The sequence below is a fragment of the Streptomyces sp. ME19-01-6 genome (genome assembly GCF_033793745.1).
Classification (GTDB): domain Bacteria; phylum Actinomycetota; class Actinomycetes; order Streptomycetales; family Streptomycetaceae; genus Streptomyces.
On sequence record NZ_JARAXF010000031.1, the window covers coordinates 1 to 13883 of the forward strand.

General features: G+C 72.0%; 13 protein-coding genes. 6 read left to right on the plus strand and 7 right to left on the minus strand.

All coding sequences use genetic code 11. From position 1 onward, the window contains the following. Nucleotides 1-392: 392 nt before the first annotated feature. Entirely contained in the window at nucleotides 393-1142 is a 750-nt protein-coding gene (locus PV419_RS41430) for a sigma-70 family RNA polymerase sigma factor (RefSeq protein WP_319698092.1), read from the plus strand. 85 nt (nucleotides 1143-1227) lie between these two features. Here PV419_RS41430 and PV419_RS41435 read toward each other — a convergent pair whose 3' ends face one another. Further along, nucleotides 1228-2436 (minus strand): helix-turn-helix domain-containing protein, encoded by a 1209-nt coding sequence (locus PV419_RS41435; protein WP_319697926.1) that lies wholly within the window; start codon nucleotides 2434-2436, stop codon nucleotides 1228-1230. A 414-nt stretch (nucleotides 2437-2850) separates the two neighbouring features. Here PV419_RS41435 and PV419_RS41440 point away from each other — a divergent pair, with 414 nt between their 5' ends. The 4 genes from PV419_RS41440 to PV419_RS41455 all read left to right on the plus strand — a co-directional run bounded on the left by PV419_RS41440 (nucleotide 2851) and on the right by PV419_RS41455 (nucleotide 7004). After that, on the plus strand, nucleotides 2851-3705 hold the full coding sequence (locus PV419_RS41440) for a hypothetical protein (protein WP_319697928.1): 855 nt from the start codon (nucleotides 2851-2853) through the stop codon (nucleotides 3703-3705). Next, complete coding sequence (locus PV419_RS41445; protein WP_319697930.1) at nucleotides 3693-5207, plus strand: NADH-ubiquinone oxidoreductase-F iron-sulfur binding region domain-containing protein; 1515 nt, start codon at nucleotides 3693-3695, stop codon at nucleotides 5205-5207. Before PV419_RS41440 ends, PV419_RS41445 begins: the two co-directional genes overlap by 13 nt. 203 nt (nucleotides 5208-5410) lie before the next feature. Further along, nucleotides 5411-6406, plus strand: coding sequence for an SCO0930 family lipoprotein (locus PV419_RS41450; RefSeq protein WP_319697931.1), 996 nt, complete (start codon nucleotides 5411-5413; stop codon nucleotides 6404-6406). A gap of 103 nt (nucleotides 6407-6509) precedes the next feature. Beyond that, nucleotides 6510-7004: a hypothetical protein gene (locus PV419_RS41455; RefSeq protein WP_319697932.1), complete on the plus strand. Its 495-nt coding sequence runs from the start codon at nucleotides 6510-6512 to the stop codon at nucleotides 7002-7004. Between the two features lie 7 nt (nucleotides 7005-7011). Here PV419_RS41455 and PV419_RS41460 read toward each other — a convergent pair whose 3' ends face one another. After that, nucleotides 7012-7707: an HAD family phosphatase gene (locus tag PV419_RS41460; RefSeq protein WP_319697934.1), complete on the minus strand. Its 696-nt coding sequence runs from the start codon at nucleotides 7705-7707 to the stop codon at nucleotides 7012-7014. 306 nt (nucleotides 7708-8013) lie between these two features. Continuing rightward, entirely contained in the window at nucleotides 8014-8940 is a 927-nt protein-coding gene (locus tag PV419_RS41465) for a ScbA/BarX family gamma-butyrolactone biosynthesis protein (RefSeq protein WP_319697936.1), read from the minus strand. A 120-nt stretch (nucleotides 8941-9060) separates the two neighbouring features. Between PV419_RS41465 and PV419_RS41470 the strand changes: the two genes are divergently transcribed. Next, on the plus strand, nucleotides 9061-9705 hold the full coding sequence (locus PV419_RS41470; RefSeq protein ID WP_319697938.1) for a ScbR family autoregulator-binding transcription factor: 645 nt from the start codon (nucleotides 9061-9063) through the stop codon (nucleotides 9703-9705). 59 nt (nucleotides 9706-9764) lie between these two features. Here PV419_RS41470 and PV419_RS41475 read toward each other — a convergent pair whose 3' ends face one another. From PV419_RS41475 to PV419_RS41490, 4 genes are all read right to left on the minus strand, one after another. Then, on the minus strand, nucleotides 9765-10574 hold the full coding sequence (locus PV419_RS41475; RefSeq protein WP_319697940.1) for an endonuclease I family protein: 810 nt from the start codon (nucleotides 10572-10574) through the stop codon (nucleotides 9765-9767). Nucleotides 10575-10729: 155 nt separating this feature from the next. Further along, a complete protein-coding gene (locus PV419_RS41480) occupies nucleotides 10730-11410 on the minus strand; it encodes an SDR family NAD(P)-dependent oxidoreductase (RefSeq protein WP_319697942.1) in 681 nt (226 codons plus the stop codon). Further along, nucleotides 11403-12632, minus strand: a complete 1230-nt coding sequence (locus tag PV419_RS41485) for a sialidase family protein (protein WP_319697944.1) — start codon at nucleotides 12630-12632, stop codon at nucleotides 11403-11405. The genes PV419_RS41480 and PV419_RS41485 overlap by 8 nt, the downstream gene beginning before the upstream one ends. A 225-nt stretch (nucleotides 12633-12857) precedes the next feature. Then, nucleotides 12858-13868 carry an aldo/keto reductase gene (locus tag PV419_RS41490; RefSeq protein WP_319697946.1) on the minus strand — a complete coding sequence of 337 codons (1011 nt, stop codon included), beginning with the start codon at nucleotides 13866-13868 and terminating at the stop codon, nucleotides 12858-12860. Between the last annotated feature and the right edge of the window lie 15 nt (nucleotides 13869-13883).

Sequence of the window (13883 nt, forward strand, 5' to 3'; positions counted from 1 at the left end):
CTTCCGGCGCAGGCTGGCCGAGGAGCTGGGCGTCGACCCCGGGCCGCGCCTGAGGCTGCTGCACCAGCGGGTCCTCACCTCGGCCCCGGAGCTCGCCCCCCCCCCCCCCCCCCCCCCCCCGCCCGGCCCCCCCCCGCGCGGCCCCCCCCCCACGCCGCGTTCCGGCGCAGCACGAGACTGCGCAGCACGAAGCTGCCGCGGCCGCCGGCGATCCGGCGGCCGGACACCCGGACCGTCCGGACCGTGCGGACCATCCGGGCGAATCCGACCCCGAGCACTTAGCCGACGGGTCCGGTCCCGGGCCGTTACCCGAGCACTCGCCCAAGCGATCAGGCGCGCGGGCGGGGCCGGGTCCCCGGGGCCGCGAGCCATCGCCTTCGGACCAGGAACTCATCCGGCGGCTCAAGGAGGGGTACCGGCTCGGGACCGCGAGCCCGACGGCCGGTGAGACCCTCTACCGCCGCCACCGCGAGGCGGCGCTCGCCTACGCCCGCACCTGTTGCCGCACCCTCCACGACGCCGAGGACCTCGTGTCCGAGGCGTTCATCCGTACGTTCCATGCCGTCCGGTCGGGTGGGGGTCCGCGTGGCCCCTGGCGCCCGTACCTGCTGACCGTCATCCGCCACACCGCGATCGAGTGGAGCGCCGGCGACCGTCAGGTGCTGCTCACCGCGGACTTCGAGTCCTGGCGGCAGCAGTCGGCCGAGGCGGACCCCCAGCAGCGCCTGCTGGCCGACGAGGACCACAGGCTACTGATCCGCAGTTTCCAGACCCTCCCCGCGCGGTGGCGGACCGTGCTGTGGCACACGCTGGTGGAGGGCGACTCCCCGCATCACGTCGCCGCGCTGATGGGCCTGTCCCCCAGCGGTCTCACCTCCTTGGCCTTCCGGGCCCGTGAGGGGCTGCGCGAGGCGTATCTGCGCGCTCATGTGCAATCCGTGTCCGCGGACAACGACCGCTGCCGCCACTTCGGCTCCCTGATCGGCGCGGCGGTGCGGCGTGGCGCCGTGCGCGGCCGCGGCCTCGCGCGCCATCTGGCCGAGTGTGGCCTCTGCTCGCAGGCGTACACCGAGCTGCTCGCCCTCAACGCGGCCATGCCGGTGACCACTCGGGCCACGGAGTCCGCGGGGTCTCGGGGCTGAGCGCCGGGGCGGCGAGCACGCACATGGAACTGCCGGCCGCGGATCGCGGCCGGCAGTTCCGTGTGCGGGGCTCATGGCCCCGGGCTCACAGTCCGTTGACGCGCGCCTCCCTCGCCATGCCGCCCACGGGCCGCAGGCCGGTCGGCGCTCCGCGCCCCCTGCGGGTGACCACCCGGGAGTAGTGGCGCCGGATCCGGTCCATCTGCGCCATCAGCCGGCGGCCACGCAGCGCCATCTCCAGCTCGAAGCGTATCCGCGGGTCCCGCAGGCCCGGCCCGAAGAGCTTCTCGATCTGCCGCAGCCGGTAGCGCACCGTCTGCGGATGCACCTTGAGCGCCTTGGCCGCCTCGGGCGCGCCACCGCCCTCGAGCCAGGCGAGCAGGGTCATCTGCAGCCGCTCGCTCTGCCGAGGGGTCAGCCCGGCCAGCGGCTTGAGCCACCGGGAGGCCAACGCCCGTACCAGCGACTCGTCCTGGAGCAGCAGCAGCGTCGAGAGGTGGTCGTCCACGAAGAGGATCCGGGCCTCGGGGCCGCTGCGCGCATGGGTCATGGTCAGCAGCCGCCGGGCCCACCGCACCGAGGAGGCCGCGTCGTTCAGCGGAACGACGTGGCCGACGGCGGCGGTACGGCCGCGCAGCGCGGCCTCCAGCGCACCGCGCGCGGAGGCCGGCTCGGTGCCGGGGTCCCGGTCGGGGTCCGGCTCGGCGGTTGCTCCCGGGTCGGCCAGGGGGGTGTCCGGGCCGGTGTCCGGGCCCGTGCCGGTGCCGGCATCCGAGTCGGGGTCGGGGATCAGCAGGCACAGCTCGTCGCCGACGGCGCCGATCAGAGTGTCGCCGAACACCGCGGCCAGTTGCGGCGCCTCGCCCGGGGTGGGCAGGGCGATGGCCTGGACCGTTTCGGGCAGGGGCCAGCGGGCGGCCCGGGACAGTTCGGCCAGGGCACGCTCGGATACGGGTGCCTCGCCGACCAGGGCCTCGAAGAGGTCGCGCCTGGCCCGCTCGGGCGGTACTTCGGTCAGGGGGCCACGGCCCCGGGCGCCGTCGGCCACCGCTTGCTCGGCGGCCTCCTCACCAGGGGTCCGGTAGCCGAGTGCCGTCAGGAGAGCCTGTTCGACTGTCCATCGGACCTTGTCACGCTCAGTGTCCTCCAAGAGGTCGGCGAATCCCGGAATTCTGCGCCGAAGGGTCTCAACCACTTCTTCGGCCAGGGACGGGAGTTCATTGCGCAGGACGCGGGTCCGCTCGCCACGGGGGGGACGGGGGGACCAGATGCGGTTCGCGAGTTCGCCCATCATTACCTCGTTCTTGCCGGGGGGAGGCCTGGCCGTTGGGGGGTCGGTCAGGCCCGTGGAGGTTGCCTCCGTCGCCGGTCGTCCGCTCCGGAAAAGGGAGTCGAGGGTCCTCCGATGAATCTTGGAGGAGCCCCTCCCCTACCGGTCCCGGCGCTTTGCCGGGTCTTTGCCATCGAAATGACAGTGGAGCAGCCCGCGGCGGTGTGGGCAGTGGTCGTCCACAAGAAGTTGTCACGTTACGACAAATCTTATGGAGATCACGTGTAGTTCGGAGATGCTGCCGTACCCAAAGACGACTTGACGTACTCGTCACTCGCGCGATCAGGCGCGATCGGGAGGCTTTCGATGCCCATGCCCCAGCCGCCGACTCCCCCGATTCCGGGGCCGCGCCGCAGGGCTCGCCACGGCGGATCAACCATGCCACAAGGACTCGGAGGATCCGGCGGACGACGAGCCGACCGCCGCGCCCGCCCGGTCCGGGCCGGCATCGGCTGGCCGCGCCACACCGCGCTGTACGCCGCTGTCGCGGCGGTCATCGTCTCACTGATCGTCGCCGGCAACGCCGGTGCGTTTTCCAAGACTTGGGCCTTCCTCGACTTCGGGGCCGGTGTCCTCGCGCTGGTCTCGCTGAGCAGCGCCGTACTGTGGGGCCTCGCGGCCACCGACCGGCTGATCCTCCACTCGCACCACCGGCTGCTCGCCCAGGGTGTCCACCGTGGCGCCGCGGTGGCCGGCCTGCTCTTTCTCGCTCTCCATGTGTGGGTGAAGGTGGCAGAGAGTCACACGAGCGCCGCAGCCATCGTGATACCGTTCGCTGACGCAAATAAACCTGTGCTGATCGGACTTGGCACCTTGGCTGGATACCTGTTCATCACGGCGGCGGTGACGGGAGCGGTACGCAGCTCTTTCGCCTCCGCCGGCAAGTCCCGCTGGCGGTACCGCTGGTGGCGGGCGCTGCATGTGGCCGCGTACCCCGCGTGGTGCGCCGCGCTGATCCACGGTCTGAAAAGTGGCCGCGCCGCGAAGGACTGGGCGACCGCCGGATATGTCATGGCGCTGGCCGCCGTGGCCATCACCTTGTGGATCCGGCTCGCCACCCGACGGGCCGAGCGCAGCGAGCGCGGCGCCATCGTCACCGGCCAGATGAGCGCGGTGGGCGGTGCGCAGGGCGGCCGGCCCCGCAGGCCCGTGCCCTCCTCGCCCCCGACGGCCGGCGGGGCCTCCTCCCGTGACGGTGAACCCCTCGGCGCCTCGCGCGGGTGGGGCGCGTGATCTCGACCAAACCCAGACTGGCCTGCATCGATCCGCCCCGGCTGCTGGCCGGGCTGGATGAGACGTACCGGCTCGACCGCGTCGGACACCTGACGGTCCATGGCTCGATGCCCGCGCTGCGCGCGGACGAGCTGGTGGCCCTCGCGGAGAACATCGACCTGCGCGGCCGAGGCGGCGCGGGTTTTCCGTTCGCCAAGAAGGTGACGGCCGTCATGGAGTCCGCAGGCCGCCGGGACGGGCGCTGCGCGGTGGTGGTCAACGGCAGTGAGGGCGAGCCCAGTTGCCTCAAGGACACCGCCCTGCTGCTGCACACCCCGCATCTGGTCATCGACGGCGCCGTGCTGGCCGCCACCGCGCTGGGCGCCGACGATGTGGCCATCGCCGTCCACCGGCCGGACGTCGAGGAGTCGCTGAGCGCCGCCATCGCCGAGCGTGGCCCGAGCGGGCCGCGGGTGCAGGTGAGCGTGACGGACGACCGCTTCGTGGCCGGCGAGGGCGGCGCCGTCATCAACGGCATCAGCGGCGCCCCGGCCATCCCCAACGGCCGCAAGATCCGCACCAGCGACAGCGGCCTGGGCGGACTGCCGACCCTGCTGTCGAACACCGAGACCTTCGCCCAACTCGCCGTGGCCGCACGGATGGGCGCCCTGCCGTTCCGCTCGGTGGGGCTGCCCACCGAACCCGGCACCACCCTGCTGACGGTGGGCGGGAAGTACGTCATGGAGACCCCGTTCGGGGTGCCGCTCACCTACGTTCTGGAGCTGTGCGGTCTCACCCCGGGCCAGGGGGTTCTGGTGGGCGGCTACCACGGCAAGTGGCTGCTGCCCGACAGCCTCGCGTCGGTCAACATCTCCCGGGAGTCCATGGAGAAGTACAACGCGCGTCTCGGGGCCGGAGCGGTGCTGCCGATCCCGGAGAACACCTGCCCGGTCGGCGAGACCGCGCGGGTGGCGCGCTGGCTGGCGGGCGAGACGGCCAACCAGTGCGGACCCTGCTTCATCGGGCTGCCCGCGCTCGCGGACGCCATCGGTCAGGTCGAACGCGGCGGTGGGCAGGCCGCGTTGGACAGTGTCAACGGGTACATCCAGTCGGTGAAGCGCCGTGGCGCCTGCAGCCACCCCGACGGCACGGCCGGCTTTGTGACCACCGCGCTGGAGGCGTTTCCGGACGAGTTCCGGGAACACGCGCTCGGCGCCGGGTGCGGCCGCCCCACGCTCGGGGTGCTGCCGCTGACCGACGGCGCCTCCTCCGGGCCGCTGGCCCTGCCGCCCGGCCCCTCCGCCACCCGGCGGGACGACCGGGACGCCTCGGAGCAGCTTCTCGTGGACTGGACGCTGTGCCAGGGCCATGGGCTGTGCGCGGACATCCTCCCCGAGGTGATCGAGCTCGGCATCGACGGCTATCCGCACAAGGCCAAGTACGGCGTGCCGCGCCAGCTGCGCGGGCAGGCCGTCCGCGCGGTACGGCGCTGCCCCGCGCTCGCGCTGCGCATCGAGGCGTAAACCGGCCTCAACCCCAGCCTGACACCTCTCACTTCTCGACGGCCGTCATGGAACGGCCGTCGCTTCGTTTGCGCTCAACGGACACCGTGTTTTTGCGTCTGATGACAAATTCCGAAGCCCATGAACGCCCGCCGAGACCCCCTCCGTATGCAAGTGACGTCGGCGCAAAACAACCGCCGGACCGCAAGCTTGAAGGAGTGGGCATGAAGAAGCGGCAGATCGCGTTCGCCGGGGCCTCCGTCGCGATGGTCCTGTTGACCGCGGCGTGCGGCAGCACGGAGAACAAGTCCGCGGGCAGCACCAACGTCCAGCCCATCGGCGGCACCCAGACCGTGGGCGTCGGCGCGACTCCGGGCTCGTCGGGCTACGGCACCAGCGCCGGCACCGGGAACGAGGCCGGGGGTGACACCGGCGACGCCGCCTCGGGGTCCGGCAAGGACGCGCTGACCGGCCCGGCCAAGCAGCTGTCCGTGCGGGACGTCCCGAAGCTGGGCTCGGTCGTCACCGACAGCAAGGGCTGGACGCTCTACCGGTTCGACGAGGACACTTCCGGCGCCTCCCCCAAGTCCAGCTGCAACGACGCCTGCGCCACCAAGTGGCCGCCGGTGCCCGCGAGCGACGCCACCGTCAGCACCGGGATCGACAAGAACGGGCTCGGCTCGGTCCTCCGTGCCGACGGCACCAAGCAGCTGACGCTGGGCGGCTGGCCGGTGTACCGCTACGCCGGGGACACCAAGGCCGGGGACACCAAGGGCCATGGCGTGGGCGGCACCTGGAACGCGCTGGCGCCCGACGGCAAGCCGGCCGGGAAGAAGGCCGCCCAGGACGACAGTCTCCAGCTCTCGGTCAACGACAACGCCAAGCTCGGGAAGATCGTCGTGGACGGTCAGGGCATGACCGTCTACCGGTTCGACAAGGACAGCGCCTGGCCGATGAAGACCGGCTGCCTGAACGCCTGCCTGGAGACCTGGAAGCCCGTCAAGCCCGTCGACACCAGCAAGGTCGCCGGGGTCGATCCCAAGAAGCTCACCACCTTCACCCGGCCCGACGGCTCCAAGCAGCTGGCCTTCGACTGCTGGCTGCTGTACACGTTCACCGGGGACACCAAGCCCGGCGACACCAACGGACAGGGCAAGCAGGGGCTGTGGTTCGCGGTCACCGACAAGGCCAAGAAGGCCGGCGTGGCCGCCTCGGAGTGATACACAGACAGCGGTCCGTACAGAAGCAGCGGTCCACCGAGCGGGGGGCCCGAGGCCACGGGCGCACCGGGCCACCCCGCCGGACCACCATCGGGAGGTTGACGTGTCACACGTACTGCGTGCCACCGCGCTCTGCGCGGTGCTGCTGGTGAGCGGCTGCGCCGGGAGTGAGGGGCAGAGCCACGTGAGCCACGCGCAGAAGAAGGCCTCCCCGTCCGCCGGGAACTCCGGCGACAACTCCGGCGCGGACTCCGCCGAACCCGCGTCGCTGAGGAAGATCGCCGATGCCATCGGCTGCAAGGCGAACGTCGTCACCGACGCCGAGGAGCTGCGCCAGGCGGCGTGCAAGGCCGGCAAGGCTCAGTACACCGTGGTCACCTTCGCCACGGACAAGGGAAAGCGCGCCTGGCTGTCGGAGTCCAAGGACTACGGCGGCACCTACCTGGTGGGCTACCGCTGGTCGGTGACGGCCCCGTCGGAGGACTCCCTGAAGCCGCTGCGCGTCAAGCTCGGCGGCACCATCGAGACCGGGACCTCCCACGAGGGCATGGAGATGGAGCCCGGGACGGGCCACGCAGAACACACTCAGCACGACTGACTGCAGGTCAGGGTCTGCGACTGTCCGCCCACTTGACCAGGTCCGGATCGGCGAGGCTCGCGACCCACAGATCCACCGGTGGGGTTTCGTCGGCGTCGCCGGCGTCGTGCGGGGGTTTACGCGGGCCCACCGCGAGGACTCTGAGCCCGGCCCGGGACGCGGACAGGAAGCCGCAGTGGGAGTCCTCCACCGCCAGGGCGTCGCCGGGGGCCGCACCACACAGGCGGGCGGCCTCCAGATAGACGTCCGGATACGGCTTGGGGCGCACCTCCCCCTCCGGGACCAGCACATGGCCGAAGTACCGCAGCAGCCCCGCGCGGGACAGCCCGGTCTCGACCACGTCGCGCGGGCAGTTGCTCGCGACGGCCAGCGGCGCGAACGCGGCGGCCTTGCGCACGAGTTCGGTGGCGCCCGGCATGGTGACCGGGTCGTCGGCCACCAGTTGACGGAAGCTGGCGAGGAGTTGTTCGGTCATCTGCCCGGCGAGGGCGGGGGACCCGGCGTACTCGGCCAGCATGCGGCCGCACTCGGTGTAGTGGAGGCCCTTGGTGGCTTGCGCGAACTTCCGGTCGGGGGCGCTGCCGTGGCGGCTGAGCACCACTTCGCGCGCCTTTTCCCAGTGGCGTTCGGAGTCCATGAGGGTGCCGTCGCAGTCGAAGACGATGGCGGTGGGGGTCCAAGCGAAAAGCGTGTCGGCTGTCATCTGCCTGCCGTTCCATGGGAGTGGACGAATCGGCGCAGGGGGTGCCTGTACCTGCGGAAGAGCAGCGCAGTGGGGTTCCTGGCGGCTCAGGCGCGAGAGCGCCAACCGCTGCCGTCCGACGCGCGAGCGCCTGATGGCGTGCGCGATGCGGGAAGCCGTACAGGCGGAGACTCGCCTGCCCGAAAGATAACGATCACTACGTTAGTTTGATGACCCGCAGTAAGCAAGAAACTACTATGTGTCGGCGTTTTGTTCGTCGATCTTTTGCTCGTCAGCGGTGTGCTCGCCAGGAACTTTGTTCGTCGCTCAGAGGTACTGCAGTGCGCCGACCGCGGTCCATTCCCCCGCCTGCCTCAACCGGAAGACACAGGTCCTGCCGTGCGGGACGCACTCCACCCAGGCGGGCGGGGCGAATTCGGTGAAGCGGAGGGCGCGGAGCCGGCAGCCGACGGGGCGGGTGAGAACACCCTCCGTCGCCAACGCCACGGCCTGGCGGGCGGCTTCCAGCAGCACCAGACCCGGCACATGGTCGCTCCAGTGGTCGAAGAAGAAGGGGTGGCGGGGGTCCGCCGGGTCCAGCCGCAGCGCGCCCGCCTCCCGCACCACCAGGACGTCGCGCGCCGCCGGCACCGCCACGGACCGCGGCGTGGGCCGCGCGAGGGCACCGGACCGCGGCCGCGCGGCCGGCTGCGGCGCCGCGCGGCGGGCCGTCTCGTACGCCTCCGGGGCGAGGAAGCGCGCCGTGCCACCGGCCCACGCGAAGGGCACCCCGCCCGCGAGAAGGTGGATGTCGAGCCGCAGGCCGGAGACGAACCGGCCGCAGGGCGTCGCGCGCACCTCGGTCACCGCGGCGCGGCAGACCACGTCCGTGGCCCCGTGTTCGGCCCGCGGCTCGGCGGCCGGGTCGAGCGCGAAGGAGATGTCCCTGATCACGAAGTGCGCCCCCGCGGGGGTGGCGAAGTGGCGGGAGGGCAGATAGATGCCCAGCTGGCGCAGGGTTTCGGCGACCATCAGGGGATGGTGGCGGCCGTCTTGGCCATGCGGGAAGGTGGGATGGGAGCGGGGCCACTGCGCCGCGGCCACGAACCGGTCGCCGCCCAGCGCGCGGACGTCGGTCAGCAGCACTTCGGCCACCGAGGCGCGGTGCACCGCCTCGCGCGCCACGGTGCGGGACCAGCTCAGCCGCCGCGCCGCGAGTTCCCACGGCTCCGGGAAGCCACGCACCTCACCCATGATCGCCATAAAATACTAATAATCGTGGACCTGTGGGTCTTCGCCTCCATGACATGCGACAAGTCCGCTAAGTTCACCCCGACAACGCACCCCACGCGACGGAACGAGGACGGACACCACGTGCAAGAGCGGGCCGAGCAGACACGCCGATCCCTTCTGGAAGCGGCGGCTTCTCTCTTCGACGAACGGGGCTACGCCGGCACCAGCATCAGCGACATCGCCGCCCGGTCCGGCCATACCAGCGGCGCCATCTACTTCCACTACGCGAGCAAGGAGAGACTCGCGCTCGCCGTCGTCGAGGGACACTTCGCCACCTGGCCGCCGCTGATCGAGCAGTACACCAACACCGCTCCTACCACGGCCACTGCCACCGGCACCCCGGCCCTGGAGCAGCTGGTGCGGTTGAGCTTCGCGGTGGCCCGCGCCTTCCGCGACGACATCGTCGTACGGGCGGGGGCGCGGCTGTGGACGGAGCGCACCCTCATCGCGGCGCCGCTCCCGCCGCCCTTCGTCGGGTGGATCGACGCCGTGACCGCGATGCTGGAGCGGGCGCACGCCGAGGGCGACCTCGCCCCGCACATCGACCCCGAGCGCGCCGCCCGGACCGTCGTCTGCGCCTTCTTCGGCGTGCACACCGTCTCCGAGGCCCTGGACCGGCGCCGGTCCATCGAGGACCATCTGGCCGATCTGTGGGCGCTGCTGCTGCCCTCGCTCCAGACCCGCCCCATCGCCGCGGAGCTGTTCCCGATGGCCCGGCAGGGCTGAGAACGGGGCCGGGGGCGGGGCTGGGGGCGGGGCTGGGGCGGGGCCTTGCGGACGCGTGGCTACCAGATCTCGCCGACCCACTCGGGGTGGTCGACGAACGGGTTCCGGTTGTGCTGGTAGTCGTCGTATATCACCTGGTTGCGCCGCTGCTCGAAGGCGTCCGGCGGGTCCTCGGCGTTCCACTTGCGCAGCACGGACAGCCGCCCCAGATACGGCTGACTGCCGTTGCCCGCCTTGTCGTTGACCTCGAGGTCGGCGAAGCCGTCGCCGCCCTCGTAGCGCACCGCCATGTAGAAGATCATGCGGGCCACATCGCCCTTGACGGCATCGCGGGGCTCAAAGGAGTCGGAGTCGGTGTAGTTGCCGGGTGCCTCGGACACCTGGGAACCGCCCTCGTCGAAGTCCTTGTTGCCGCGTGTGCTGTTGACCGACACATCCTCGGGGCGCAGATGGTGCAGATCGGTGCCCGGACCGGTCGCGGTGCCGAAGTCGCCGTGTGACTTGGCCCAGACGTGTTCCCGGTTCCAGTCGTTGGCGTTGCCGCCGTTGGAACTCTTGCTCTGCGACCGGCCGCTGTAGAGCAGGATGACGTTGGCGGAGTTGCCGGGGTCCTCGTCGGTGTTCTTGAGGGCCTCCCACACCTGGCTGTAGGAGATCTTGGTGTTGGTGCTGATGATCTTGTGCAGCGCGTCCTTGAGCGGCTGCCCCGTCTTGCCGATCGCGTCTTTGTAGTACGTGTCGTCATATCCAGCGGCCCGCGTCGAGTTGGTGAGCGTGGTGCCGGCGGTGGCGGGGGTCTGCGCGGTGGCGGTCATGGCCGCCGCGCAGGCCAGCAGTGCCAGGGATTTCCAGCGGGTCACACGGGTCATGTGCACAGGCGGTCCTCTCCCCGATTCACGTTCGATCGCCGAAAGCGTGTCAGAGTGCCGATCCGCCACAGGTGAACGACCGGGAGAGGTTTTGTGACAGGGTCATGACCAAAGCCCTTCGAGGGAACGGCTCCGCCCCTGACTCCCCCGGGGGATTACAGCGACGCGCCCCCGCACATCACCAGCGTCTGACCGGTGGTCGAGCCGCCCTCCGGGCCGAGCAGAAACGACGTCAGCCCGGCGACCTCCTCGGGACGTACGAGCCTGCCCAGCGGCGGCACGACCGGAGGGGTCGCGCTGCGGCCGGGGTCCCGCAGCATCGGGGTGTCCGTGGGGCCGGGCGCCACCACGTTCACCGTGACCGCGCGGGGTGCCAGCTCCGCCGCCCAGGACCGGGCCATGGCCGCCAGCGCCGCCTTGGTGGCCGCGTACTGGCTCTTGCCCGGCACACCGGTCATGGTGCGGCTGCCCACGAGCACCACCCGTCCGCCGTCCGCGATCCGGTCCACCAAGGTGTCGACCAGGACCTCGGCCGCCTGCGCATGAACCCGCCACATCAGATCCCCGTCGGCCGCCGACAGCCCACCGAGCCGCGCGGAGCGCTGGACACCCGCCGCGTGCACGATCGCGTCCACCCCGGCCACCGGGGCCAGCGCGCCCCGCAGCGCCTCCGGACGCGCCAGATCGACCGGGATCCAGCGCATCCGTTCGGCGGACACCGGCTCCGTACGGCTGATCCCGGTGATCCGCCACCCCTCGTCCAACAGCCGGGCGGCGATGGCGGCGCCGATGCCGGAGCTGGCTCCGGTGACCACCGCGTGGCGGGGCTCAGACATCGCCCGCCCAATCCGGCGCCACCCGTACGTACTTGATGGCCCGGCGGTGGTAGGTGTACGCGATGTGCAGCGCCCCGTCCGGTGTCTGGGTCACGGAGGGGTAGGACAGCTCGCGGTTGAGGCGGTCGCGCGAGTTGTTGGTCAGGCAGTGCCCGTCGCCGGTGTCGAGATCCCGGCGGTGCGGCCAGGTGTGACCGCCGTCGGACGAGAGGGCGAGGCTCATCGGAGCCCGCGGCGCACCCCAGAAGGCGGTCCTGCCGCCGTCGGCCACCTCGGGCGGGGCGGTGGTGGCCGGGGACTCGCCCGCCCGGCCGTCGTCGTCGATCTCGTCGTAGAGCGAGACCCGGCGCGCGGTGGCGTCCGCGGCGCTGCTGTGGTTGTAGACCAGCGCGAGCCGTCCGTCGGCGAGCGGGACGTACTGAATCGAGGAGTTGTTGTTGGGCAGCTCCGTCGCCACCGGCTCGCTCCAGGTCTCGCCCCCGTCGCTCGAGTGCGAGCGGTACACCGCGTCCGCCCACCGGCTGCGGAAGAGGGCGAGCAGGGTGCCGTCGGGCAGCGCGTGGACGTTCATGTGCACACATCCGGTGGACCCGGGCACCGGCCGCTCCCGCCAGGTCAGCCCCTGGTCGTCGCTGATCATCACCGCACTGGTGTCGTGGTCCCCCACCCACGCGGTGCCCGGGGTGGCGACGCAGTGGAACACCGGCAGCAGCCACCGGCCGTCTTCAGGTACGACCAGGGGCTGGCGTACGAAGACACCGCCCACCGCGGTGGCCGGGAACAGCGTGCGCGCCGGCCCCCAGGTGGCGCCCTCGTCCGCCGAAGTCCGCAGCCGCACCTCGGCGGTGTCCTGATGGCCCGCCTGCTGGGCGGTGTGCAGCAGCCACAGTTCACCGGTCGGCGCGGAGAAGAGCACGGGGTTCTGCTCCGAGCGCGCCGGGTCGTCCGAGAGCCGTACCGGGTCGGTCCAGGTGTCCGCGCCCGGGGCGAGCCGGGAGAACCACACGCAGATGTCGGCGACGCCCTCCTGCGTGCCGCCGAACCACACGCACCCGAGGTCGCCCCCGGGGAGGACGGCCAGGTTGGCGGCGTGGTTCTGCACGGCGGGAGCCGGCAGGAACGCCTCGGCGCGCGCCGGGTCGTCCGGGCGCTCGCGCACCCGCCCGTCGGTCCGCAGCTCCTCCTCGGCCTGCGCCGGGGTGGTGTCGTGGTCGGCGGTCATGCCGCGGGCTCCTTCGGTGGTGCGGATGTGGGTGTCAGGTACGGGCGCTCTTGCCGTACGGATGGCCGGGGGCACCGCCCAGCGGTAGCTGGGGGCGAGCCGAAGGGGCGCGGCCGCCCGCACCGGAGGCGCTGATGTGCGCCGCGACAGGGGGCACCTCCCAGCGGTGGCTGGGGGAGGCTGAGGCGCCCCGGAGGCGAACCGAGCCGCAAAAGAGGGGCAAACTCACCGGTTGTACGCCGGCATCGGCCCCCGCAGCCGGGCGCCGACCTCGTCGCAGGCCGCGACCACGTCGGCCGGTAGCGGACCCGCCTGGGCCGCCGCCACATTGGCCCGCAGGTGCTCGACGCGCGAACCGCCGAGCAGCAGCGCGTCCACCCCGTCCCGGCCGAGCAGCCACCGCAGCGACAGCTCGACGAGCCCGAGGCCCGCGCCCTCGGCGATCTGGGCCAGGTCCTGGACGGCCTCGAACAGCCGGGGGTCCCAGTACCGCCGCCGGTACATCTCGGCCAGCCGGGAGTCGCCGAACCGTCCCGACTCCGGCGTCTGTCCGAAGACATGGCGCCCGGTCAGCAGCCCGCCGCCAAGCGGGTTGTAGACCATGGTGCGCACCCCGCTGGTGGCCGCGTACTCCAGATACTCCTCCTCCACCCGCCGGGCCAGCAGGTTGTACAGCTGCTGGGCGACCACCGGCCGCGGCGCGCCCACCCGCTCCGCGGTGTGGCCGACCTCCGCGATCTGCCAGGCCGCGTAGTTGGACACGCCCAGGGCCAGGACCTTGCCCTCGGCGACGAACTCGGCGACGGTGCCGAGGGTCTCCGTGAGCGGGGCCGACCGGTCGGGCTGGTGCAGGTAGAAGAGGTCGACGTGGTCGGTGTTCAGCCGCCGGAGGCTGCCTTCGAGGGCCGCCCGCAGCCCGCGCGCGGACAGCGGGGAGTGGTCGCCGTGGTCGGGATGCGGCATCCCGGCCTTGGTGGCCAGCACGATCCGGTCCCGGCGGCCGGGCAGCAGCTCGGCCAGGATCGTCTCGGTGATCCCGCCGGCGTATGCGTTGGCGGTGTCCACACCGGTCACCCCGGCGTCGAGCGCCGCGTCCAGCATCGCGGCGGCACCGGCGCGGTCGACCGTGTCGCCGAAGGTCATGGTGCCCAGCACCAGGCGGGAGAGCGGCACCGGTACGCCGGGCAGCTCCACCGCGCCGGGCGAGGTCCGGGAGGTGGTGTCGGGGTGGGTCATCAGGGGGTGGCTCCT

What these genes read in the sequence shown, in the direction of transcription:
- PV419_RS41435 (WP_319697926.1), bottom strand. Translation starts at nt 2,436, where the DNA reads ATGATGGGCGAACTCGCGAACCGCATCTGGTCCCCCCGTCCCCCCCGT.
- PV419_RS41440 (WP_319697928.1), top strand. Translation starts at nt 2,851, where the DNA reads ATGCCACAAGGACTCGGAGGATCCGGCGGACGACGAGCCGACCGCCGC.
- PV419_RS41450 (WP_319697931.1), top strand. Translation starts at nt 5,411, where the DNA reads ATGAAGAAGCGGCAGATCGCGTTCGCCGGGGCCTCCGTCGCGATGGTC.
- PV419_RS41460 (WP_319697934.1), bottom strand. Translation starts at nt 7,707, where the DNA reads ATGACAGCCGACACGCTTTTCGCTTGGACCCCCACCGCCATCGTCTTC.
- PV419_RS41465 (WP_319697936.1), bottom strand. Translation starts at nt 8,940, where the DNA reads ATGGGTGAGGTGCGTGGCTTCCCGGAGCCGTGGGAACTCGCGGCGCGG.
- PV419_RS41475 (WP_319697940.1), bottom strand. Translation starts at nt 10,574, where the DNA reads ATGACCCGTGTGACCCGCTGGAAATCCCTGGCACTGCTGGCCTGCGCG.
- PV419_RS41480 (WP_319697942.1), bottom strand. Translation starts at nt 11,410, where the DNA reads ATGTCTGAGCCCCGCCACGCGGTGGTCACCGGAGCCAGCTCCGGCATC.
- PV419_RS41485 (WP_319697944.1), bottom strand. Translation starts at nt 12,632, where the DNA reads ATGACCGCCGACCACGACACCACCCCGGCGCAGGCCGAGGAGGAGCTG.
- PV419_RS41490 (WP_319697946.1), bottom strand. Translation starts at nt 13,868, where the DNA reads ATGACCCACCCCGACACCACCTCCCGGACCTCGCCCGGCGCGGTGGAG.